General features: G+C 58.7%; 14 protein-coding genes, 1 tRNA gene and 1 pseudogene. 12 read left to right on the top strand and 4 right to left on the bottom strand.

From position 1 onward, the window contains the following. Positions 1 to 28 precede the first annotated feature (28 nt). Positions 29 to 931, bottom strand: coding sequence for an alpha/beta hydrolase (locus F4X57_00720; protein MYC05699.1), 903 nt, complete (start codon positions 929 to 931; stop codon positions 29 to 31). A 388-nt stretch (positions 932 to 1,319) separates the two neighbouring features. Here F4X57_00720 and F4X57_00715 point away from each other — a divergent pair, with 388 nt between their 5' ends. From F4X57_00715 to F4X57_00675, 9 genes and pseudogenes are all read left to right on the top strand, one after another. After that, positions 1,320 to 2,354: a prolyl oligopeptidase family serine peptidase gene (locus F4X57_00715; protein ID MYC05698.1), complete on the top strand. Its 1,035-nt coding sequence runs from the start codon at positions 1,320 to 1,322 to the stop codon at positions 2,352 to 2,354. A gap of 114 nt (positions 2,355 to 2,468) precedes the next feature. Continuing rightward, positions 2,469 to 3,335, top strand: coding sequence for an SDR family oxidoreductase (locus tag F4X57_00710; protein ID MYC05697.1), 867 nt, complete (start codon positions 2,469 to 2,471; stop codon positions 3,333 to 3,335). Positions 3,336 to 3,502: 167 nt separating this feature from the next. Continuing rightward, positions 3,503 to 5,104, top strand: a complete 1,602-nt coding sequence (groL, locus tag F4X57_00705) for a chaperonin GroEL (protein ID MYC05696.1) — start codon at positions 3,503 to 3,505, stop codon at positions 5,102 to 5,104. A gap of 190 nt (positions 5,105 to 5,294) precedes the next feature. After that, entirely contained in the window at positions 5,295 to 6,308 is a 1,014-nt protein-coding gene (locus F4X57_00700; protein MYC05695.1) for an ATP-binding cassette domain-containing protein, read from the top strand. Positions 6,309 to 6,311: 3 nt separating this feature from the next. Beyond that, positions 6,312 to 8,687: an ABC transporter permease subunit gene (locus F4X57_00695; protein ID MYC05694.1), complete on the top strand. Its 2,376-nt coding sequence runs from the start codon at positions 6,312 to 6,314 to the stop codon at positions 8,685 to 8,687. After that, positions 8,677 to 9,618, top strand: a complete 942-nt coding sequence (locus F4X57_00690) for a DUF4340 domain-containing protein (GenBank protein MYC05693.1) — start codon at positions 8,677 to 8,679, stop codon at positions 9,616 to 9,618. The genes F4X57_00695 and F4X57_00690 overlap by 11 nt, the downstream gene beginning before the upstream one ends. 302 nt (positions 9,619 to 9,920) lie before the next feature. After that, positions 9,921 to 9,995: transfer RNA gene (locus F4X57_00685), tRNA-Asn, on the top strand. An 8-nt stretch (positions 9,996 to 10,003) separates the two neighbouring features. Continuing rightward, a pseudogene (locus F4X57_00680) lies at positions 10,004 to 10,564 on the top strand (ribonuclease D). 764 nt (positions 10,565 to 11,328) lie between these two features. Beyond that, positions 11,329 to 13,647 (top strand): hypothetical protein, encoded by a 2,319-nt coding sequence (locus F4X57_00675; GenBank protein ID MYC05692.1) that lies wholly within the window; start codon positions 11,329 to 11,331, stop codon positions 13,645 to 13,647. Positions 13,648 to 13,859: 212 nt separating this feature from the next. Here the strand turns inward: F4X57_00675 and metH are convergent, their stop codons facing one another. The 3 genes from metH to F4X57_00660 all read right to left on the bottom strand — a co-directional run bounded on the left by metH (position 13,860) and on the right by F4X57_00660 (position 20,003). Continuing rightward, positions 13,860 to 17,564 (bottom strand): methionine synthase, encoded by a 3,705-nt coding sequence (gene metH / locus F4X57_00670; GenBank protein MYC05691.1) that lies wholly within the window; start codon positions 17,562 to 17,564, stop codon positions 13,860 to 13,862. A 406-nt stretch (positions 17,565 to 17,970) separates the two neighbouring features. Beyond that, on the bottom strand, positions 17,971 to 18,690 hold the full coding sequence (locus tag F4X57_00665) for a sulfurtransferase (GenBank protein MYC05690.1): 720 nt from the start codon (positions 18,688 to 18,690) through the stop codon (positions 17,971 to 17,973). Between the two features lie 92 nt (positions 18,691 to 18,782). Next, positions 18,783 to 20,003, bottom strand: coding sequence for an MFS transporter (locus tag F4X57_00660; GenBank protein ID MYC05689.1), 1,221 nt, complete (start codon positions 20,001 to 20,003; stop codon positions 18,783 to 18,785). A gap of 265 nt (positions 20,004 to 20,268) precedes the next feature. Between F4X57_00660 and F4X57_00655 the strand changes: the two genes are divergently transcribed. From F4X57_00655 to F4X57_00645, 3 genes are all read left to right on the top strand, one after another. Beyond that, positions 20,269 to 21,873 carry a glucose-6-phosphate isomerase gene (locus tag F4X57_00655; protein ID MYC05688.1) on the top strand — a complete coding sequence of 535 codons (1,605 nt, stop codon included), beginning with the start codon at positions 20,269 to 20,271 and terminating at the stop codon, positions 21,871 to 21,873. Positions 21,874 to 21,907: 34 nt separating this feature from the next. Continuing rightward, positions 21,908 to 22,816: a decarboxylating 6-phosphogluconate dehydrogenase gene (gene gnd / locus F4X57_00650; protein ID MYC05687.1), complete on the top strand. Its 909-nt coding sequence runs from the start codon at positions 21,908 to 21,910 to the stop codon at positions 22,814 to 22,816. Beyond that, the coding region (locus tag F4X57_00645; protein MYC05686.1) for a glucose-6-phosphate dehydrogenase (NADP(+)) at positions 22,816 to 23,676 on the top strand (861 nt) is incomplete at its 3' end. The genes gnd and F4X57_00645, both read left to right, overlap by 1 nt.

The following is a 23,676-nucleotide window of genomic DNA, read 5'->3' as shown; positions in this document are numbered from 1 at the left end:
GTCGTATAGCGATGCTTTCTCTCCAAAGCTACGCCGCGCCGACCTGTTCCTTGATGAAATCGCCCATCTGCTCCATCGCTTGCTGACCTTCGGGCAGGAACGGCGCGAACCAGGGCCAGATGTGCACCATGTCTTCCCAGATTTCCAGTCTGCTGTTCACGCCGGCTGCTTCGGCCTTCTCGTGCAATCTCACCGCATCGTCGAGCAGTACTTCCGCGGTGCCGACGATAATAAGCAGCGGCGGAAGTCCGGTAAGGTCGGCGTATAGTGGCGCGGCGAGTGGATCGCGCCTGTTGCCGTCGCCCAGAAATTGCGACGCCATGTCCAGCAAACCAGCCTCCGAGACCGTCGGGTCCACGCCTGCTTTCGTCTTCATGGACTCGCCGGCGCCTTCCATATCAACCCACGGCGATATGCACACACCTGCGGCAGGCAGCGGGTCGCCGGCGTCTCGCGCCGAGAGCAGCGTGGCAACTGTGAGACCTCCGCCTGCGGAATCGCCCGCCACGATGGTCGTCGATGGGTCTGCGCCGTTTTTCAGCATCCAGCGGTATGCGGTGTGCGCGTCTTCCACCTGCGCGGGATGCTTGTGCTTCGGCGCGAGCCGGTAATCGATTGTCAGCACACGGCAACCGCTTGCACGCGACAGATTCGCCGCCATGCCACGATGGCTCTTCGTGGAACCCATGACATAGCCGCCTCCATGCAGATAGAGAATCGCGCCGTTGCCTGCATCGGCTGTCGTCACCCATTCTGCGGGTACGCCATCCGCATCAATCGCTTCAATGAAGATGCCGTCGAGGTCCTCAAATCTTGCGCCCATCATGTTGATGCCCGCGCGCCGCTCTTCCAGCGACGGAGGCGTCTCCGCGAATATCGCCGCGCGTTCCGCGAACATCTCCAGTAGTTCCTGCAGTTGTGCGCTTGCCATGTTGTTCTCCTGTTCTGCTAGTTCTATGCCTTGTAAATGTCATTACTTTAATTATCGGCGCGGTTGAACCTGTATTTCGCACGATTATATCGTTCGGAGTGCGAAGTGCCAAGTTGAGGCGAGCGGCTGGAAGGCCTTTTGATTACATTTTCTTTGCCACGATGCTCCGCACTACTTCCTTGTCATTTCCAGCGTAGCGAGAAATCTGAAATCGCTGACTGTGGTAAATCTTGTTTGTTTGCCTAGATTTTAGTTCCTTCACTCCGTGTAGGGCGATAACCGAAAGACCCTGAATAATCCGCCGACACCTGTTCCCTGTGCGCCGCACTTTAATATGATATGATTTGCGCGCGTCTAGGGGCTGATTTCTTGCTGATGGGAGTTCACATTGGCGCGCCGCAACTTTTCCATGATCGACTACTTCAATCGCCGTGCCGAGTGTTGGACGCCGCGAATGTCGTTTTGTGGCGAAACGCTGGCTGATTGGCTGGAGTGGCGCGCTGTCGCGCAGGCAAAATTGCTTGAACTGCTGGGCGATTTTCCTGAGCCGGTTGATCTTGCGGCGGAAGTCATCTACTCAGTCGAAGAAGACGGCATTATTCGCGAGCGCGTAGTATTCGACTCGGAAGAGCACATGTCCGTGCCGTGCGTGGTGCTGAAGCCTGCCGGCATGCCGCACAATGGCAGCGCGCCGGCGATACTTTGCAGCCACGGTCATGGTCCGTTTGGCAAAGAGCCTGTCGCGGGCAACGCATCGTCCGCTCCATTGCGCGAGAATATGGCGCGGCACAACTACAACTACGCCGAGCAGATGGCGCGCAGAGGCTATCTCACCATCAGCCCTGACCTGCGCTGCTTCGGCGAGCGAGCGGACGGCGCGGACCCATATCCCGGCCGTGACAGGTGCAATGTCAACTTCGTGCGCGGCGCGATTATGGGCGTGTACACGCTGACGCTGAACATTTGGGATATGATGCGCTGCATAGATTACTTGCAAGGCAGGCCGGAAGTCGATCCCGACAGAATCGGCATGATGGGACTGTCGCAGGGCGGCACGATGACTACCTTCACTGCGGCAATCGAGCCGCGAATCAAGGCGGCGGACATTATGGGCTATGTCAATCCGTGGGCGGGCTTCGGCATAGCGGACGCGGACTTTTGCGGATCGCAGATCGTGCCGGAAATCTATCGATACTTGGATACGCACGACATCGCCGGACTCATCGCGCCTCGTCCGCTGCTGCTTGAGATGGGCGTCCACGACACGACATTTCCGATTGAAGACTTACTGAAGGGCTACGAAGGCGTCAAGCCGATTTATGCTGCGGCGGGCGCGTCTGAAAGTCTCTGGGCGGACATTCATCCCGGCGGACACGCCTTCGCCGCGAACAAAGCGTTTGACTTTTTCGACGAATATCTATGACGAATGCCAATGGGCTGGGCGGATGGCACGATGTACAAGAATCCGCTCACACCCCCAATCCTAACCTTCCCTCGTCAAGGGAAAGGGACAATTTGAACGACAGAGGAGAGAACTATGGACTTGGAACTCGTTGGCAAGAAGGCGCTCATAACCGGCAGCAGCCGCGGCATAGGCAAGGCGATTGCGGTGGAACTTGCCAAAGAGGGCGTTGACATTGCCATTGCCGCGCGCAATCAGGACACGCTCAATACGACGGGACGCGAGCTTGCGGCGCTCATGGGTAGCCCAACCGCATTTCCACGACCTTTCGGACCCGGTCGCAGCGCCAGACGCTACGAAATGTCAAATTCAGGCAGACGGCTCGTCACCATGCAGGCGGACACCACCAGCGATGAGGATGTGCGAAATTTGGTCGCCATCGCCGCTGAGGAGCTTGGCGGCATCGATATTCTCATCAACAATGCGGCGGCGCCCGGCGGCTTGGTCGGCGGCGGCTTGGAATACGCGAATACCGACGACCTGCTAATCGACATCGACACCAAGGTCGTCGGCTACCTGCGCTGCGCGAAGGCGGCTGCTCCGCACATGCGGCGCACAGGTTGGGGACGCATCATCAACATAGGCGGCTTGGCGGCGCGAAACGCAGGCACATACAGCGGTCTGCGCAACCTGTCGCTGGTGCACATGACGAAGACAATGTCCGCCGAACTTGGTCAGTTTGGCATAACCGTGAATGTCATACATCCCGGCACGACGATAACCGAGCGGTCAGTCCCGATGTACGAAGCGCAGGCTCAGCGCGAAGGCACGACGCGCGCCGAAGTGGAAGCGCAGGTCGCGTCCGGCATCGCCGTTGGCCGCATCATCGAGGCATCGGAAGTAGCCTATGTAGCGGCGTTCATTGCATCGCCCAAGGCCGGCGCGATAACCGGTGAGGCGATTGCGGCAGGTGGCGGAGCCGGAAACGCCGTGCATCAGTAGAGAATCTACATCAAAGAACCTGAAGCGATACACAAGATAAGCAAGATAGCGCGCCAACGGCTCCGTTTCCGATTTCTGTTGGCAGCGAATAGCGGTGCCTTGTATAATTGTAATAGATGATATTGAGTTCATAGTTCTGCAACACATCCAGCGAAGAGGTGTCATAGATGGCGAAGCAGTTTCGAGACCGAGAAGAAGCATGGCGGCAGCTACTCGATGGAATAGGAACGCTGGCGAGAGCGGTAGGGTCCACACTGGGACCGAGCGGGCGCAACGTGGTGCTTGACCAAGAGTTTGGTCCGCCGCAGATTTGCAGCGACGGCGTTACCATCGCCAAGGAAATCGAGCTTGAAGAGCCGTTCGAGAATATGGGCGCGCAGCTAGTCAAGGTTGCCGCCAGCCAGACAAACGACGTGGTAGGCGACGGCACTACGACTTCGACCATTCTCGCGCAGAGCATCATTCAGCAGGGCTTCAAGAATATGGCAGCCGGCGCGAACCCGATGGCGCTCAAGACAGGCATCGACCTCGCGGTCGATCTGATGAAATCTGAGATAGCGAATATGTCCGTGCCTGTGTCCGGCTACGAGCAGATACGGCAAATTGCGGTGCTTGCGGCGCACGAAGACGAGATGGGGACACTCATCGCCGATGTGCTGAACAAGGTCGGCGCGCAGGGCACCATCACTGTCGAAGAGTCACGGACGATGGGCTACGAGACCGAGTATGTCGAAGGTATGGACATTGACCGCGGCTATCTCTCGCCGTACTTCGTAACCGACCAGGACAAATTGGCGACTGAAATTGACGAGCCGTACATCCTGCTTACATCCGAGAAGATTTCTTCGATTTCCGACATCCTTCCGCTTCTTGAACAGATGAGCGCGGTCAGCCGAAACATCGTCATCATCGCTGAGGATGTCGATGGCGAGGCGCTCGCGACGCTGGTCGTCAACAAGCTGCGCGGCAACCTTAACGCGCTCGCTGTGAAGGCGCCCGGTTTCGGCGAGCGGCGCAAGGCGATCCTCGACGACATGGCGATCTTGTTCGGCGCGAATGTTATCAGCGCCGAAATCGGCCGCAGCCTGGACTCCGCCACGATTGAAGACCTCGGACGCTGCCGCAAGGTAATCGCCACCAAGGACGACACGACATTCGTCGAAGGCACGGGGAATCCGCAGGACATCGAGGCGCGTATCCACCAGATTCGACAGCAGGCGTTGGAAACCACATCCGACTACGACCGCGAAAAGCTTGAAGAGCGAGCAGCCAAACTCTCGGGCGGTGTCGCCATCCTGAAGGTTGGCGCGGCGACGGAGATCGAGTTGCGCGAGAAGCGCGACCGCTTGCAAGACGCACTATCGGCAACGCGCGCGGCTATGGAAGAAGGCATTGTGCCCGGCGGCGGTACTACATTGCTCCGCGCATCGCAAGCAGGACGTGGCGAGATAGACGCGGAGGGCGATGTGCGAACCGGCGCGGACATCACATTCGCCGCCACCGAAGCTCCGCTCACGCTGATTTCGGACAACGCCGGCTACAGCGGCGTGGTCGTGCTGGACGATGTACGCAGAGGCGAGGGCGACTACGGCTTCGATGCGGAGGATGGTGTGTTCGGCAGCATGTTCGAACTGGGTATCGTTGACCCGACGAAGGTCGTCAGGTCGGCGCTAGAGAACGCGGCGAGCGTTGCGGGCATGATTCTCACCACCGAATCGCTCATCACCGAGCTGAACCCGCCGAAGCTGCCTGCGCCCTACGACGACTAGGCTTAACGGCGGTATCGCGGAAACCGGGGCAGGTGTTGTGCCTGCCCCTTTTTGTTCGCGCGAATTACATTTGATATAATTCTTCGCAGGGACGCGAGAGAAGGGTGTGCCCGCCTGAATTGTTCAGAGTGGTGTTTGACTGCTAACCGTTCCGGGATATTGGCGTTCAACTCTGTGGAGGCACTAGGTTATGACGACTGCCGAGCAGAATACTAAAACTAGCGCGAGTAACGGTGCCGATGTGAGCATCGAAGTCAGCGGCGTGTCTAAGTTCTTCGGCGAACTTGCGGCGGTGAACGACCTAACTTTCAGCGTCAGGAAGGGCGAAGTCGTGGGTTTTCTGGGGCCGAATGGCTCCGGTAAAACGACCACGATGCGTATGCTCACTTCGTTTTACACGCCCGATGTCGGCGGCATTAACATCGACGGTCTTGACACGAAAGACCACGACATCGCCACGCGCGAACGAATTGGCTATCTGCCCGAAAACAACCCCGTTTACGCCGATCTGCTGGTAAGCGAGTACCTCGATTTCGTCGCCGACCTGCGCGGACTGACCAAGCAGGGCAGGCGCGAGAACATCGCGCAGACGGTTGAAGAGACAGGCTTGCAGGATGTCTATATGCGTCCAATCGGCCAGCTCTCCAAGGGGTACAAGCAGCGCGTCGGCTTGGCGCAGGCGATTGTGCATCGCCCGTCCATCCTCATTCTTGACGAGCCGACGGAAGGGCTTGACCCGAACCAGCGCCTGACCATCCGCGATCTCATCCGATCGCTTGGGCAGGAGCGCACGGTGATGCTCAGCACGCATGTGATGCAGGAAGTGGAGAACACCTGCGAGCGCATCCTGCTCATCAGCCGCGGCAAGCTGGTCGCCGATAGCACGGTGAAGGAACTGCTGGAGCGCGCTCAGGGCATCCGCACGGTGCACATCGAAGTTGAGGGCAACGATGTGGAACGACCGCTAACCGCGCTAGACGGAGTGGCTGATATCGAGCGCCACGAATCGGTGGACGGCAGAAAGCGCTACACGATTACGGCGGACGGCAACTCGACCGATCTGCGTCCGGACATATTCCGCCTCGCCAAACAGCGCGACTGGGTGCTGTGGGAACTGCGTGAAGACCGCGCGCGGATGGAGGATGTGTTTGTGTCGCTGACTGCCGCCGGGCAGCAGGCGCAAAGCTCGGAGGACAACGAATAACCGATGCGATCTTTCCGCGCGCTCATCCGAAAGGACCTGAAAGGCTACTTTGACCAGCCCACGGGCTACATTCTCATTGTAGTATTTCTCGCGCTGCTTTCGTGGTCTTTCTTTCGCTCCGCATTCGTAACATCTGAGGCGTCGTTACGCCCGTTGTTCACGGTGGACTTCGCCGTGGAAAGTCCGTCTATCCCGTGGCTGCTCGCACTGCTTGTGCCCGCCGCCACGATGCGCCTTCTCGCCGAAGAGCAGCGCGACGGCACTCTGGAAATCCTGCTGACTCAGCCCATTCAAGGATGGGTCATACTTCTCGCCAAATTCACAGCGGGGCTCGCGTTCGTCACTATCGCGGTTCTGTCCACCATCGGCATACCGCTGTCGTTGATGACGGCGGGCAACCTAGACTGGGGCGCGATTGTCGCGCAGTACATCGGCAGCATATTCTTGGCAGCGTCGTTGGTGTCCATCGGGCTGTTCACATCCAGCCTGACGCGCAATCAGATTGTGTCGTTCATTTTAGGGCTGTTCGTAACACTCGTGCTGATGCTGCTGGGTTTGGACGCGGTCGGCGTTACGCTGCCTGGGCAGTTCGCCACGCTGCTCCAATCGCTCAGCCCGGTCACGCACTTCTCCAGCATCGCGCGCGGGGTAATCGACCTGCGCGATGTGCTGTATTTCGTGGCAATCGTATCGACATTCCTCAGCGCGACATTCTTGAGCGTACGCGGACGGACGCTTAGCCATCGCACAATACAGTATCGCAACTTGCAGCTCGGCACCGCCGCGCTCATAGTATTGAGCATCCTTGTCGGCTGGTTCGGCGCATCCGTGAAGGGGCGCCTAGACCTGACCGCCGACAAGGTGTACACGCTCAGCGACGGAACAGAACAGATTCTGTCCGGCTTGGACGACTTGCTGACCATAGAATTGTACGAATCGGCAGACCCGCCGGTGCAGGTTGACCTAGTTGCCCGGGACATCAACGACTTTCTCGAAGACCTTGCGGGCAATTCCGGCGATGTAACGCTGGTGCGGCGCTTCCTAGATTTTCAGGAATTAGAACAGGCGCAGCGGGCGTTGGAGAGCGCGCAAGACGCCGTGCTGAACGCCGACAGCGAAGAAACCGCTCTCGCCGCACAGACCGCGCTGACATCCGCGAACAACGCCTATCGTGAGGCGCAGGACACGGCGCGCAAGGCACAGCTAGCGGGCATCGAGCCGCAGCAGTTCAATGTGCAGACTCCAAACGGCTTGGAAATCAAGAACGGCTTCTTAGGCTTGGCGATGACATACACCGACAGGCGCGAGGTCATACCGTTCATTCGCTCGCTTGACGGCTTCGAGTATCGCGTTGCCACGCTCGCCTACAATATGTTGCAGCAGGATGTCGAACGCAAGACCATCGCGTTCTTGACAGGGCATGGCGAAAAGCCGCTGGAAGAGAATTTTAGGGAACTGGGCAGACTGCTTTCGCAGCAATACAACCTAGCCGAGCTGCCGTCCGACGGCGAGACGCCGCTGGATTTGACCGGAGTTGATGTGCTCGTCGTCGCCGGCCCGACGCAGCGCATGTCGGCGCAGGAATACGAAGCGATAAACGCCTACCTGCAGAACGGCGGCAAATTGCTGGCGCTCGTCGATCCCGTATTCGTAACGCCGCAGCAGATGGCGGCATTCCCCAATCAGTTCCACTTCGGCGACTTCCTGGAACCGTATGGCATTTTGGTAGAAGATAATCTCGTATTCGACTTGCGCTCGAACGAGACGATTACGCTCGGCACCGTGATGCTGCCGTATCCGTATTGGCCGCGCGTGCCGACCGTTGACCGCAAAGTTGCGGGCGATGTCGAATCCGTTCTGATGCCGTGGTCGAGTTCGCTGGGCATCACCGACTCGCAGGTCGGCAATGTCGAAGTGATCCCACTAATGCGCACATCCCCGTTCGCCTCGGTTGACTATGCGTATGGCGATGTATCACCTGAATCCGAGCAGCTGGATGTAACCGACCGTCAGCTTTTCGAGAGCGACATGGGTGTGGCAATTGAATCGCTTGAAGCGCGGCAGAACGGCGCAAGCGCGTTCAGGCTGGTGGTCGTCGGCGACTCGGACTGGCTCACCGACCCGTTCGTCAATCAGGCGCAGGAAAATCTCGCACTCGGTCTGAACCTAATCGACTGGCTCGCGCAGGAAGAGAACTTGGCGGAGATTCGCTCCAAGGTCATTACGACGCGCAACCTGACATTCAGCTCGCCGACGCACCGCAGCGTTGTGCAGTTGGCGAATGTCGCGGGCATTCCGATTGTGTTCATCGCGCTAGGCATTATCCGCTACGTTACACGGCGTAGAAAAGGGTTAAGGACGTACATTCGTGGGGAGTAAACAGGTAGGCTATGTCCTCATAGCCTTGATCGCGATTGGCGTCGTCGGGCTGGTGATACGGCTGATTGCCGCCGGCTCGAGCGAACTTACGCTCGAGGGCATACTGCCCGTATCGCCGGACGTCATCGACCGCGTTACCATAACCGCGCCCGCACCTGTTGGCAGTGAAGCCAGATTGGACAAGATTAACGATGTCTGGCAGGTCGAGCGCGAGAACGCGTTCGTGCCGAAACTTAACCAGCTTTGGACTGCGGCTGCCGACATAGACGGCGCGCAGTTGGTCGCCCGCAATCCCGCGAGCCACGAGCGAATGGGCGTGCTGGAAGGGCAGGGCGTCAATGTGGCGTTCTGGCTGGGCGAATTCAAGCAGGAAGAGTTCATCGTCGGCAATTGGTCGCAGGAAGTGCGGCTGTGCTACCTGCGCAAGCCCGCGCGCAACGAAGTGTATGCCATTCCCTGCCCATTCGGGAACATCTTCGATTCCAGCGCAGACGGCTGGCGCGACCCCGTTGTGACGAGCATCCCCCGTGACGCTATCGAAGCAATCGAGTATGAGTACCCCGACGGCAGTTTCGTACTGCGCCGAGTTGAACGCGGCTGGATAGCAGAGAGCGCGGACATCCTAGAACCGGCGAATGTGTTCGCTGTCAACGCCGTGCTTGGCACGCTCGAAGGGTTCATCGCCAGCGGATTCGCGCCGGAGCAGGAAACAGAAAACCTGAACTTCACGGGACCGCAGGGCATATCGGTGCGCATCATCACCAACGAAGATTCAGGCTACCCGACCACGCGCGTCCGCCTGCTGCCGCGAGACGATCTATCACTCTACGCCACCACACCGCGAAGACCAAACGTGTTCCTGATGGGCGCTCGTGCCGCTTCCGGCCTTCTACTGACGCTCGACGACTTTATCGCCGCGCCGGGCCAGTAGCGCCGGTGGCGATTTTCCTGCCCTGTGCACTGTCATCAGCCGACCAGCCGCCGATTATTTGCATACTTGATTTTCTCGCTCTTGTCGTTCCGAGCAAAGCGAGGAATCCAGAATCGTCGCGCCTAACCGTTCACGAACTTGAGCAGCCTTAGCTCGAATTACACAGTTCAAATTGACACGCTGCTAATCGCCGTCATTGAGACCGATGACAAAATCGCTCAATACCTTGTCCGCACGATTGGGCAAGTGTTATCATGAGTCGGGCTGTAACCATCGCTTACCAGCGGCGGTTTGGCAAGCGCTCCGCAGTAGCTCAGTGGTAGAGCAATCGGCTGTTAACCGATCGGTCGTAGGTTCGAATCCTACCTGCGGAGCCAGATATCCCATCCCCACCAAGCGGAAGGCACCTACGATAAGTGCACGCACGCCAGAGTCTGTCCCGCAGTCGATTGCAAGCGACTCGCAATTGGCGGCGCTTGTCGATATTGCGCTGACACAACCCCGCGTGGCAGTTGACCTTGAGGCGAATGGCTTTCACCGTTATCCGGAGCATGTCTGTCTCGTTCAGCTCGGATTTGCTGACCGGGTATTTCTCATCGATCCCATCGCCATAGACGACATGTCGCCGCTTGGTGTACTGCTTGCTTCGCCGGATGTGGTGAAGATTTTCCACTCCGCCGACTACGATGTACGAAGTCTGGATAGGGATTGGTCGTTTCATATCGATCCGCTCTTCGATACCAGCATCGCTGCGGCATTCTGCGGACACACACGACTTGGTCTTGGCGCGCTGCTCAAGGATTGCCTCGATGTTGACATTCCTAAAGAAAAGAAGCTGCAAAGGGCGGACTGGACGGTGCGCCCGATAACAGGTGAGCTGCGAGAGTACGCGGCAGAGGATGTGAGGCATCTCGAACGCCTCGCGTACTTTCTTCACGATCGCCTCGACGAACTGGGAAGGGTCGATTGGGTGCGCGAGGAATGCGAGCGCCTTGCCAATGTGCGCTTTACGCACGTCGATGCCGAACACGCCTTCCTGTTGGTTAAGGGCAGCAAGGCGCTGAATGGACGGGAGCTGGCAATCCTGCGCGCGCTGCACGATTTCCGAGAAGACGAGGCGATAATGCGTGACCGTCCACCATTCAAGGTGTTCTCGGATGCCGCGATGGTGGCAATAGCCGAAGACCCGGAGTGCGACATATCCGAAATCAAGGGAATCGGCAGTTACGCCTATGGCAGACGTCGGTCATCCTTGCGAAGCGCGATTGCGATTGGCCTGGAAGACGACCCAGTCGAGCGTCCACGCATACCGGCGAAGCGTGGCCGCCCGCCAGGTCATTCAGGCATCGCGAGGCAGCTCGCAAGATGCTTCGCCGCCTAAAGCAGTGGCGGCTCGAAGTTGGACAGGATTTAGAAATCGATCCAGCACTAGTCTGGCCCGCCGCAAGCCTTGAACGGATCGCAGCCAACGAGGCTGCGTGCGAGTATGAAATGCATAGCGAACCAGTCCGCAACTGGCAGCGCCGTGAATTTGGCGATTCATTGTGCGAATTCATTGACGAAGCGAGAGTATAGCGCTGGCACTTGCGCAAAATTCGCCCCTTGCGGCTGCGAACCGTCAATTTACTTCCTTGAAATTCTCAATTTCGTGTCTTTATAATCCTAGAAGTTGTCGAGCTAATAGTGTAGTAGCCGTAAATTTCGAGGATTTTGAAGCACTCAATTCACTCCGCACCACTCTTGTCGCTATTGCTTGCGGTATTTCTGCTGTCGGCATGCACACGCGAAACGCCGCCGGTATTGCCCGGCACGCCGTCGGCGGACGGCGCATCCGCGCTAGAGGTAGAGCAGTCTGATTCAGCGCAAACTTCGCCACAACTGACCTCTCAGACCCCTTCTGCTACCAGCAGCGATTCTGAAGCGTCAACTGACTGTCGGGTAGGGCAGGTCGTTTCGCCGGGCGATAGTTGCACATATCCTGCCACCACAGAAGAGTTTCGCGTTGATGAGTCCGGCACGGCTTCCTTCCTATTCCTCAACGCTACGACGGTCCTTGAAGCGCAGAACGCCAGCATAAACGACCAAGCGTACAACTTCGCCGCCAGAAAGCAGGACGATGGCAACTGGCTTGTCGAAGTGGTCGGCGCACCTTCGGAGTCCCTGCGGGTTGCCGACCTTATTGCGACCGCGCAGCCCACAGCCACGCCATTGCCGACGACTGCGCCGGTGCAGCCGCTGACCGGAGGCTTGCCGACTCCGCCTGCCCTGCCAACTCGAGTTGCGCAAACGCCTGTGAGTTCCCCTACGCCAACGGTTTCGCTTACGGTTGTCGCAACGCCCGCTGCAAGTGTCATCGTGGGAACTACACCCACGCCAATGCCAACCACGCGCGTGCCGCTGGCACCTACCCCGACTCCGACTAGCACGGTGCAACCAACCGTAATAGTGCAGCAATCTACGCCTACGGCAGTTGCCGTTACAGCCATTCCGACTGCGACGCAAGTTAGCACACCTGCGCCAGCTCCTATTCCTACCAGTGAGCCGGAAATTCCCGCAGCCATTGGTGGGCATACGGTCTTGGTTGGTGAATCGCTTGTATTGGACGCGTCGAAGACATTCGCGGACACGCAGCGCGATGGCGCGCTACGCTACAGGGCAATAGTAAGCGATACTTCTGTCGTACAAGGGGATATTGACACATATACCGGGCTGCTGACGGTTACAGGCATCAGTGAAGGGGAGTCTTGGATTGCGTTGAACTTGTGTGTCGGAGGGGAATGTTCTGAGACGGACAATGTGGCGGTTCTGGTGAATGTTGTATATCGTAATCGGCCGCCGCAGGCAGTCAGCGGTATCGGCGATCAGCAAGTGCGTGTGGGCGAGACAATTGCGGCACCTCTGGCGCGGGCATTTTGGGACTTTGAGGCCGACAAGATTATCGGCTATCAGTTGTACATTGACGACGGCGAATTTGCAACGGGCAGCGTTGACCGATTTCGTCGCATCGTAGAACTTGTAGGCGTGCGGGAAGGCGATACGGCAGTGTCAGTCAGCGCCTGCGACTCGCACGGGTGCGGCGGCATCGCGGACGCGTTGCGATTCACGCTCACAATACTGCCGCCGCCCAACAATCCGCCGGTCGCGGCCGGAATCATCGACGACCATACGACCCGTGTAGGGGAGACGATTTCGATTGATGTTTCAACGCTGTTCGATGACCCTGACGGCGAGGCGATTGCGGAGTATCCGGTCTGGCATTCGGACGGCAAGGTCGCCGCACTACGCACGGACGCCGCCACGGGCATTTTGTATGCTACAGGCTTGTCGATGGGCTTTACGCTTGTTTCCCTTAGCGCGAGCGATGGCAAGAGTACTGCTGTCAGCGAAAAATTGCTATTCCGCCTTGATGTGACTGAGCCGCCGCGAATGCCTCCGACAGTCGTGGGCAAAGTACCTGACCAAACCGTGAAATTAGGAAGGTCGATTGATGTCTCAGTGAGCGACTCGTTCGAGGCGCCGGAGCGATACCGAGTCACGCGCTACGACTACATTCTGCAGAAGCCCGAAGTTGCCGAGGAAAGCGACATCTCGCGGGCAGGCATTCTCACACTAGAAGGCACGGAAAAGGGCAGAAGCGTGGTGTCGGTGCGGGCTTGCAGCTACGCGGGCTGCAGCGATTTCTCCGATCTGACATTTGTGCTGTTCGTTACCGATCCGGATGAAGAGCTGAATAAAGGGCCGGATGTTGTGGGCGCACTGCGGGACAGGACCCTTGCCGTCGGTGAGTTGGAAGTTCTGGACGTGTCGCTAGTCTTTGATGATCCGGACGATGACCTGATAGTAGATTACTTCTTCGAGGTTGATAAGCCGTATTTGGCGATTGGCAGCAGCATCACGAACACGGGCGTCTTGCGGCTGAAGGCGTCCAACATGGGCACGACGACGGTTTACCTAAGCGCCTGCGACGACGAGGACAACTGTAGCAACGAGGACGATTCGTTCTTTACGCTAACGGTGGTGGAGCCGTGAGCCCGGGTAAAGACAACGACAGGCGTTATGCTCTTGCCGCGTGCGCTTCGTCTGTCCCCGCGCTCTTCTAAACTGTGTTATTCCGAGCAAGAAGGGCTGAGAGTCAGGTTGCAGATGCGCAGCGCCAAGTTGATGCCGCGCCGATTGTCCCTTTGCCACTTAATGGGAAGTAAAGGCGCGAGACATTGACGAGATTCTCGTCACTCTAGTCGCTACGCCAAATGCGCGGACAACCACCGTTCCACTTCGCGCGCTGACATTCCCTTTCGCCGCGCGTAATCCTGCACTTGGTCTGTGCCGATTCGTCCTACGCCAAAGTATCGGGCTGCCGGGTGCGCGAAATACAAGCCTGCGGTGGATGCCGTGGGCAGAATGGCGTAGTTCTCAGTGAGTTGCGTGCCGATGCGCTGTTCGGCGTCCAGGATGCTCCACAGCGTGGCGTTCTCAGTGTGGTCGGGGCAGGCGGGGTATCCGAATGCGGGCCGAATGCCTTGGTATTCTTCCTTCAGCAGGCGCTCGTAGTCGAGGCGCTCGGCTGGCGCGTAACCCCAGAATTCGCGCCGCACGCGTTCGTGAAGCCGCTCACTGAACGCTTCCGCCAATCTGTCCGCGAGCGCTCTGGACAAGATTGCGTTGTAGTCGTCGTTCGCCGCTTCGCGTGATGCTGCGTATTCGTCGCCGCCGACTCCCGCCGTTACCGCGAACGCGCCGATGTAGTCCACGGTTCCCGCGTGTTTGGGCAGCACGAAGTCCGCTAGACAGAAGTCCTGCTGCGGCAAATTCGCGCGCTGACGAGACTTGTCCCACTGCTGGCGCAGGAAGTGGAAGGTCGCCAAGATTTCGCTGCGGCTGTCGTTCGTATAGACTTCCACATCGTCACCCACGGAGTTCGCCGGGAAGAAGCCTATCACCGCGCGGGCGGTCAACGCATTCTGTTCGATCATTTCGCGCAGCAGCGATTGGGCGTCGTCGAACAACTTCCGCGCTTCTGTGCCGTATGTCGGGCTGTCGAATATCGCCGGGTATGCGCCGCGCAGCTCCCACGCGCCGAAGAACGGCGTCCAGCTGATGTAGTCCACCAACTCGTCGAGCGGGTAGTTGTCGAATACCTTGGTGCCCTTTAATTTCGGTCGTGGTGCAACTATGGATGCGTCAATTTGCCAGCGCCGCGACCGCGCCTCTTCCAGCGAGAGCAGCTGCGACTGCGCCCTGCGTGACTCGCGGTCGGCACGGATTGCGGCATAGCGCTCTGCCGTCTCTTCCAGTGTGCGCTGCCGCGTGTCGTCGCTAACCAGTGCGTTCATTGTGGTGACTGACCTCGACGCGTCCCGTACGTGGATGACGCCGTTTGGGTATTCCGGCGCGATTCGCACCGCCGTGTGCGCGGGCGATGTCGCCGCGCCGCCGATGAGCAGCGGAATGTCGAATCCCTGTCGGTTCATCTCGCTCGCCACCGTCATCATTTCGTCCAGCGACGGCGTTATCAGCCCGCTCAATCCGACCACATCGGCGTCAAATTCGCGCGCGGCGTCGAGAATGTGCTGGAACGGTGCCATCACTCCCAGGTCGATGACCTCGTAGTTGTTGCAGCCCAGCACCACGCCCACGATGTTCTTGCCGATGTCGTGCACATCGCCCTTGACGGTGGCAATGACAATCTTGCCGTTGGAACGCAGAGCGTCCTCGCCGTCGTTCTCGGCGTCGATGTGCGGCACCAGCACGGCGACCGCCTTCTTCATCACGCGCGCGCTCTTGACCACCTGCGGCAAAAACATTCGCCCCGAGCCGAACAGGTCGCCGACGACATCCATGCCCGCCATTAAGGGACCTTCGATCACATGCAGAGCGCGCTCAGACGCGAGCCTTGCCTCTTCGACATCGCCTTCGATGTATGCGTCGATTCCGTTGACTAGCGCGTGTTGTATGCGCTCTTCAACGGGCAATTCGCGCCAAGAATCAGTTGATTGCTTGCCTGATTCGCCGTCGTCACGCTGTTGCAGCGTGCCACTTTCCGCGATTGCCAGCAGCCGTTCGGTGGCGTCGTCACGCCTATTGAGAATCAAGTCTTCCGCCGCATCGCGTAATGCCGGGTCTATCGCCTCATAGACTTGTAGCTGACCGGCGTTGACGATGCCGAAGTCCATTCCTGCCTTGATGGCGTGGTACAGGAAGACTGTGTGAAGCGCCTCCCGGACCGGGTCGTTGCCTCTGAACGCAAACGACACATTGCTGACACCGCCGCTCACATGCGAGTGCGGATAGCGGCGTTTCAACTCGCGTATGGCTTCAATGAACGCGACAGCGTAGTCGTTATGCTCTTCGATTCCGGTGCCAACGGCGAAGATGTTCGGGTCGAAGATGATGTCCTGCGGCGCGAAGCCCGCTTGTGTGGTGAGAATGTCGAATGAACGTGCGCAGATGGCGACCTTGCGCTCGACTGTATCTGCCTGCCCGTCTTCGTCGAATGCCATCACCACGACTGCCGCGCCGTACCGCCGTATCGTCCGCGCCTGCCGCAGGAACTCGCTTTCGCCTTCCTTCAGCGAGATGGAATTGACCACACCCTTGCCCTGAATGCACTTCAGACCCGCCTCGATGACGCTGAATCGGCTGCTGTCAATCATTACCGGCACGCGCGAGATGTCTGGTTCGGCGGCGAGCAACTTCAGGTAGCGCTCCATCGCGGCCTCAGAGTCCAGCATGCCCTCATCCATGTTGATGTCCAAAATCTGCGCGCCGTCTTCGACCTGCTGCCGCGCGATGGCGATGGCTTCTTCGTACTTGCCGTTGCGGATGAGACGCCTGAACCGCGCTGACCCGGTAACATTCGCCCGTTCTCCGATGTTTACGAAGTTGGAATCCGGTCGAACTTCAAGCGCTTCGAGACCGCTCAGGATTGTGTTCCCGGTAGCATCTGGACGGCGGCGCGGCGCGGCGCCGTCAACGGCGTTTGCGATTGCGCGCGTGTGCTCCGGTGTCGAACCGCAGCAACTGCCTACGATATTTGTCAGTCCGCTTGCGGTGAAATCGGCCATGTTGGCGGCGAAGTGCGACGCGGATTCGTCGTATTCGCCGAATTCGTTGGGCAGACCGGCATTCGGGTGGCACGATACGAAGTTCGGCGATACGGCGGACACCGCGCTCAGGAACGGCCGTATCTGGTCGCTGCCGAGCGAGCAGTTGATTCCCAGGCTGAGCAGGGGCATGTGTGACACGGACGCGCAGAACGCCTCGGCTGTCTGCCCGGAAAGATTGCGCCCGCTAAGATCAACGGCGGTAAAAGAGACCATTATCGGCACGCGCGTGCCAATCTCATCGCATACTGATTCGATGGCGCACAGCGCGGCTTTGGAGTTAAGCGAGTCAAAAACCGTCTCGACCATCAGGATGTGCGCGCCGCCGTCCAGTAGCCCTCGAACCGCTTCGGAATACGCAGCGACCATCTCGTTGAAAGTAACATCCCGGTATGCCGGATCGTTCACATCGGGCGATATGGACAGAGTCTTATTCGTAGGCCCGATGCTGCCCACTACGAATCGGGGCTTGTCCGGATTGCGCTGTGTGAATTCATCCGCGGTCTCGCGCGAAATCTGCGCCGCGGTCCGGTTTATCTCGTATGCATAGTCTTCTATACCGAATTCTACCAAGCCGTAGGTTGTTGCGGTGAAGGAATTCGTGGTCAGGATGTCCGCTCCGGCCTCGAGGTATTGCCGCTGGGCGTCTCGAATGATTTCGGGCTGCGTCAGGCACAGCACATCGATGCAGCCGCGTAATTCGTGGGTATGGTCAGCAAATCGTTCGCCGCGATATTCCGCCTCCGTAAGCCCCAAATCTTGCAGCATCACGCCCCACGAGCCGTCCATAACCATGATGCGCTCTTGCAGAATGCGCTCAAGTTCATCGGTGCAATCGTGGATGGCAGGCGTATCTGCCTGCTGCGTGTCCAACGCCGTGTTTGTCGTATCTGTCATTGAGTAGTCCGTATCTGCAGTAGTCGCGTTAGCATAGGGAAGAATCCCTTACTTCTTGACGGGAGGGAGACTTGAGAAGGCTACGAAGGATGAGTGAAAAGCGCCAACATCGCATTGACTGTGCCCTGTTAGCGATACTGCACTGCGAAAATACAGCGTTTCCTTTTCAGGTAAGAGGAAACGCTGCACCTTCACTTGCATCTGAAATATGTCTGATGAACTGCGCCTAGACGACGAGCGGCGTGCCTTCACGGTTTGCCCACTCGCCCATAGAGCCGTCGTAATTTCGCGCCCGGTCGTATCCGAGCAGCTTCAGGATGAACACGCCGTGCGCCGCACGGATGCCGCCCTGTCAATAGGTGATGATTTCTTTTTCCGGCGTCGCGCCCACCTCGGCGAGCATCGCCCGTAGTTCGTCCGCAGGCTTGATAGTCTGATGACTGTCGTCAGTGATGAAGTTCAGCCATTCAAGGTGAACGGCGCCGGGGATTCTGCCCGCGCGGGCGTTGCCGCGCGAATTGCTGCCGTCCCACTCGCCGTCCGAGCGCACATCAAGGAACACTACATCGTCGTTGCCCACATTGGCGACGCCGTAGTCCAGCGTGCAGACGAGGCTGTCGTTGGCGCGCGGCGTGAATGTAACACCCGCGTCCGCCGCCGCGCTGATGGATGTGGGGCGGCCTTCGTCGTACCACTTCTTCCAGCCGCCGTTGAGCACCTTTACATTCGTGTGCCCGTAGTAGTTGAGCACCCACCAGAAACGGGTTGACCACAATCCGCCGTTGCTGTCGTATGAGACGACGAGAGTATCGTCGCCGATGCCCATGCGCTCCATCAATTCTTTCATCGTGTCCGGCGGCGCGACTAGCGGATTTCCGCGTGGGTCGCCATCGTAGCCCGGCTCCTTGATGTAATGGTGTACCGGAATGCCCACCGCGCCCTTTATGTGCGCCCTGCCGTAAGCGTCATACGGATCGCAATCGACGATGCGAATGTCGGAGTTGTCCAATCGGGCTTCGAGCCAGTCGCCGTCAACCAAAATGTCTGGGTTCGCGTATCCCTGAGTCGTCATATCGTTGCCTCTAGCGTGAGTGAATCGTACCGAACCTTGTATTCTATACTATAGCAGAATTCGCGATGTTGGCGAATTAGTCAAGGAATCAATTAGTCGTCCGGATAGCGATACTCTCTTATGCCGCGCACTGTCAACCACACTATCAGCACGACGGCGATGCCGATGCCGCCGCCGAGTATCAGCGTGTTGTCCGCGCCGATTAGGTCGGACATCACCCCGACTTCGAGTGTGCCAAGGTTGTTCGCGGTCATGGCAGACACGGACGAGAAGCTGACGGCGCGTCCTCGCATGTTGTCCGATGTGGTGAGCTGCACTGTCGTCTGGCGCGTAGCCATTCCTACGGCGTCCGATGCGCCAAGCCCGGCAAGAATTATCAGCCCAAGCCACAGCGCTGTGGTGAAGCCGAGCGCGATGAGCAGTGACGCGTATATCAGCGTGGCTATGACGACCATCATGCCCTTGCGCCGAAAGTTCGTCAGGAACAGCACCGAGAATGTGCCGAGTATGCCACCTGCCGAGTTCGCAGCGTTCATGTAGCCTACGGTAACCGCGCCGCCCTTGAACAGCCTGTCCGCGAATAGCGGCAATATCTGCCGGTAATGGCTAACGATGGTTACGCCGATGTCCATCGCATACAAGCCGGGCAATATGGGATGCCCTTTGACGTATCGGAAGCCGTCGATGATGCGCTTGATGACCGAGCCTTCCTGCTGCCTGTTCTGCGGAATGCCCGAAGTGCGAATCAGCAGCGGCATTACAACGCTCGGCAGCGCTATGAGCGTCGTAATGCCAAATATGTAGGCGTAGTTGTTGTTGAGCAGATACACGGCTGCGGAGAACGCCAGCGGTGCCGCGACTGCGCCAATCTGGAAAGTCGCGGTGTTCAGCGCTACGGCGTGCATCAGGTGCGAGCGCGGCACGACATTCGCGGTCAACGCTGAACGCGACGGATTGCCCAGTGTGCTGGACACACTCAGGATGGCGGTCACAGCGTAGATGTGCCAAGGGCGCAGGCTGTCGGTTGCCGCGAGCACTGTCATCACGCCGATGAGCACAACGCTGACGAGCTGCGTGTATGCCATCAGCTTCTTGCGGTCGATTTGATCGGCAAGCGCGCCACCGTACAGGATTGCCGGAAGTTGCACCAGCAGTTGCACGCCTCCAAGCAACCCCAATTGCAGGCCCGATCCGGTGGCTTCATACAGCCACACGGCGCTGACCAGCGTTCGCATCTGCATCGTGAGCATCTGCGCCACGCCGGACAGCCACAGCATGCGGTAGTCGCCGTACGCGAGCGCAGACCACGGCATCAGCCATCGCCCTCGTGACGGAGGAGGCGGGCTGCCTGTGCTTGTACGCCCTAGCCCACGCCTTCTAACGAATCGCAACGGTCGCTCGAAGACGTAGATTGGTAATCTGACAATTCATTGCGAGGAATTATACTCGCGCACCGAACACTGGCGCAAAGAATTACTTGTACATGCCAAGCGATTTCTCAACTGGATTGAATCTCTACCCTCCAATGCCTACAATGGCAATATCGAAGCAGTCAGATACGACAAGCGGGTATCAACCATGAGCAGCCTCATAGACTCTGTAGCCAGCGCGATAGCCGACTTGGACAGTCGGCAAGTGCCGCAGCGTATTTGGCAGCGCGACCATACCGTCTGGAAGTCCGATCCGTCGGAGATTGTTGATAGGCTCGGCTGGCTCACCGTTGCGGGCGAAATGCGCGGGCGTGTCGCTGAATTGCAAGCCTTCACGGATGAAGTGAAGGGCGACGGCTATAGACTTGTCGTTCTGCTGGGAATGGGTGGCAGCAGCCTTGGCGCGTTGGCACTGCAGCGCCTGTTCGGCAGCGCGGACGGATACCCGGAACTGCTGGTGCTGGACACCACGATTCCGGATACCATCGCGGAGGCATCGCAGGCTATTGATTGCACCAAGACTTTGTTCATCGTCGCGTCCAAGTCCGGCACGACCATTGAGCCGAATATGCTCTATCGCTACTTCCGCGCCGAAGTCGAACGCGAACTTGGCGCTGCCGACGCCGGACAGCATTTCGCAGCGATATGCGATTCCGGCACGGCGCTAGAGCGCTTGGCGGAAGAGCAAGGATTCCGGCACGTTTTCACGAACCCGGCAGACATTGGCGGGCGATACTCGGCGCAATCGCTGTTTGGCCTTGTGCCTGCGGCTCTGATAGGCATTGACATCGCCGCGCTGCTGGATCGCGTAGTTGCGATGGGCGCTGCGTGCGCTCCGGGCATACCTGCGCGGGATAACCCGGGCGCGTGGCTTGGCGCTTTCATCGGCACGAATGCCGTAGCCGGTCGCGACAAGCTGACCGTCGTCTCGACGCCTTCGCTTGACGGCTTTGGATTGTGGGTAGAGCAGCTCTTGGCGGAAAGCACGGGCAAAGATGGCAGCGGAATCGTGCCGATTGCGGGCGAGCCGTCCCTCGATGTCGATGCCATCGGTGATGACAGGTTGTTCGTCTATGCGCGGCTGAATGGCGATGATACGGCGGACACTGACTCGTACATCGACCGTGTTGAGTCTGCCGGTATTCCTGCTGTCAGGTTGACGCTGGAAGACAGGCACGACATCGGCGGCGAGTTCTTTCGCTGGCAGTTTGCCACCGCGGTCGCTGGCAGTCTGATCGGCATTCACCCATTCGATCAGCCGGATGTGCAGAGCGCAAAGGACAACACCGAGCGCCTGCTCGCCGACTACCACACTACGGGAATAGCGCCATCGATAGATACCGTTGGCTCGCTGGTTGCACTGATAAACGAAGTGTGCGACGGGGACTATCTCGCCATTACCGCATTCGCTAAACCGACTGTTGAATTGGAATCTGCGATTGATCGCCTGCGCGGCAAGATTAGCGCGGCATGTGGTATTGCTACTACGTTCGCCTACGGACCGCGCTACCTGCATTCCACTGGGCAGTTGCACAAGGGCGGCGCGGGGAACGGGTTGTTTCTGCAATTGACGCAGCTTGACGGCGCCGATGTTACAATACCTGACGCGGCGTTCACATTCCGCACGCTCGCCGCGGCGCAGGCACAGGGCGACCTTAATGCGCTTGCCGCGCTGGGTCGTCCGGTCGCACGTATCAATCTGCCACGCGATGCGGCGCAGACTATATTCGACTTGGCGAACTGCCTTGACTGACGCGCATGAATTTCGCATTCCGGAGGATAGCATCTTGGAACTTGGAATGATTGGGCTTGGGCGAATGGGCGGCAATATGACCTTGCGCTTGCTGCGCAACGGGCATCGGGTTGTCGTGTTCGACCGGGATGAATCCGCTCGTCGAGCGGCTAAGAGTGGCGGCGCGGTCTCGTCAGGTTCCATCGAAGAGCTTGTGTCGCTGCTTGCGCCGCCTCGCGCGGTGTGGGTGATGGTGCCGGCTGGCGACACTACAGACAGCACGATAGATGCCCTATCCGGCGCGCTATCCGAGGGTGATACTGTAATCGACGGCGGCAATTCGAATTACAAAGACACGATTCGCCGCGCCGACGCCTTGCAAGCCCACGGCATTTCGATGTTGGACGCCGGCACGAGCGGCGGTATTTGGGGGCTAACAGAGGGCTATAGCCTGATGGTCGGCGGCGATGCTGATGCCTACGCGCGGCTCGAACCGATATTTCGCACGCTCGCACCGGGCGACAATATTGGCTATGGTCGTGTGGGGCCGTCAGGAGCGGGGCATTTTGTGAAGATGGTGCACAACGGCATCGAGTACGGGATGATGCAAGCGTTCGCCGAGGGCTTCGAGCTGATGGAAGCCAAGCAGGATATGGACTTCGACCTGGCGCAGGTCGCGCATATCTGGCGCTACGGCAGCGTCGTGCGCTCGTGGCTGCTTGATCTGACCGCGGCGGCGCTGGATGAAGACGGCGATCTGGCGGGCATACAGGCGTATGTTGAAGACTCCGGCGAAGGGCGCTGGACGCTCGAAGAGTCCATAGACCTTGCCGTGCCTATGCCTGTTATCGCAGCGTCGTTGCAGGCGCGCTTTCGATCGCGTCAGGATGCGCCGTTCGGAGCGAAACTGCTCGCCGCGATGCGCAACCAATTCGGCGGGCACAGCGTGCGCAGGACTGAGTGATGGGCATGCCAAGCACAAGCATCGTCATCTTCGGCGGCACGGGCGATCTCGCGCAGCGCAAGCTGATGCCCGCGCTGTTCGAGCTGACTTACCGCAAGCGCATACCGGACAACCTGCGGGTCGTCTGCTTCGCGCGGTCGGACTTCAACAGCGATTCGTACCGCGAGTTCATGTGGAACAAGGTCAGCGAATTCCGCGATCTTGCGGCGCAGCGCGACGCTTGGCGAGCGTTCGCGAGCCGCATCCATTACATTCGCGGCGATCTTGGCACTTCGGACGGGCTTGGCATTCTGAAGCGAGGTTTACAGACGCTCGACGGCGGCGCGGATGTTCCCGCGAACTGGCTATTCTACCTATCCATCGCGCCATGGCTATTCGAGACTGCGGTCAGAAACATCAAGGCGCAGGGTCTCGCGGCTGAGACGACGGGCTGGCGCAGGGTCGTCATCGAAAAACCATTCGGCAATGATTTGCGCTCCGCTGTCGAGCTAGACAATCTGGTCGGGCAGGTGTTCGACGAAAGCCAAGTCTATCGCATCGACCATTACTTGGGCAAGCACATGGTGCAGAACCTGCTGGTCTTCCGCTTTGCGAACGCGATTTTCGAGCCGCTGTGGAATCGCAACTACATCGACAATGTGCGCATCACCGTTGCCGAGGAGATTACGGTGGAAGAGCGCGGCGGATTCTACGACGAGTCCGGCGTCGTGCGCGATATGGTGCAAAATCATCTGTTGCAGCTGCTGACTTTGGTTGCCATGGAACCGCCGAACAACGCCGATTCCGAGTCGCTCAGGAACAAGAAGGTCGAGGTATTGCAAGCGATTCGCAAGCAGGACGGCTACGAGATGGCACAGAAT

Source organism: Chloroflexota bacterium (assembly GCA_009840355.1).
Taxonomy (GTDB): domain Bacteria; phylum Chloroflexota; class Dehalococcoidia; order Lucifugimonadales; family JADFKI01; genus Bin90.
The sequence above is the reverse complement of the archived record's forward strand: the minus strand, read 5'-3'. Positions and strand labels throughout refer to the sequence as shown.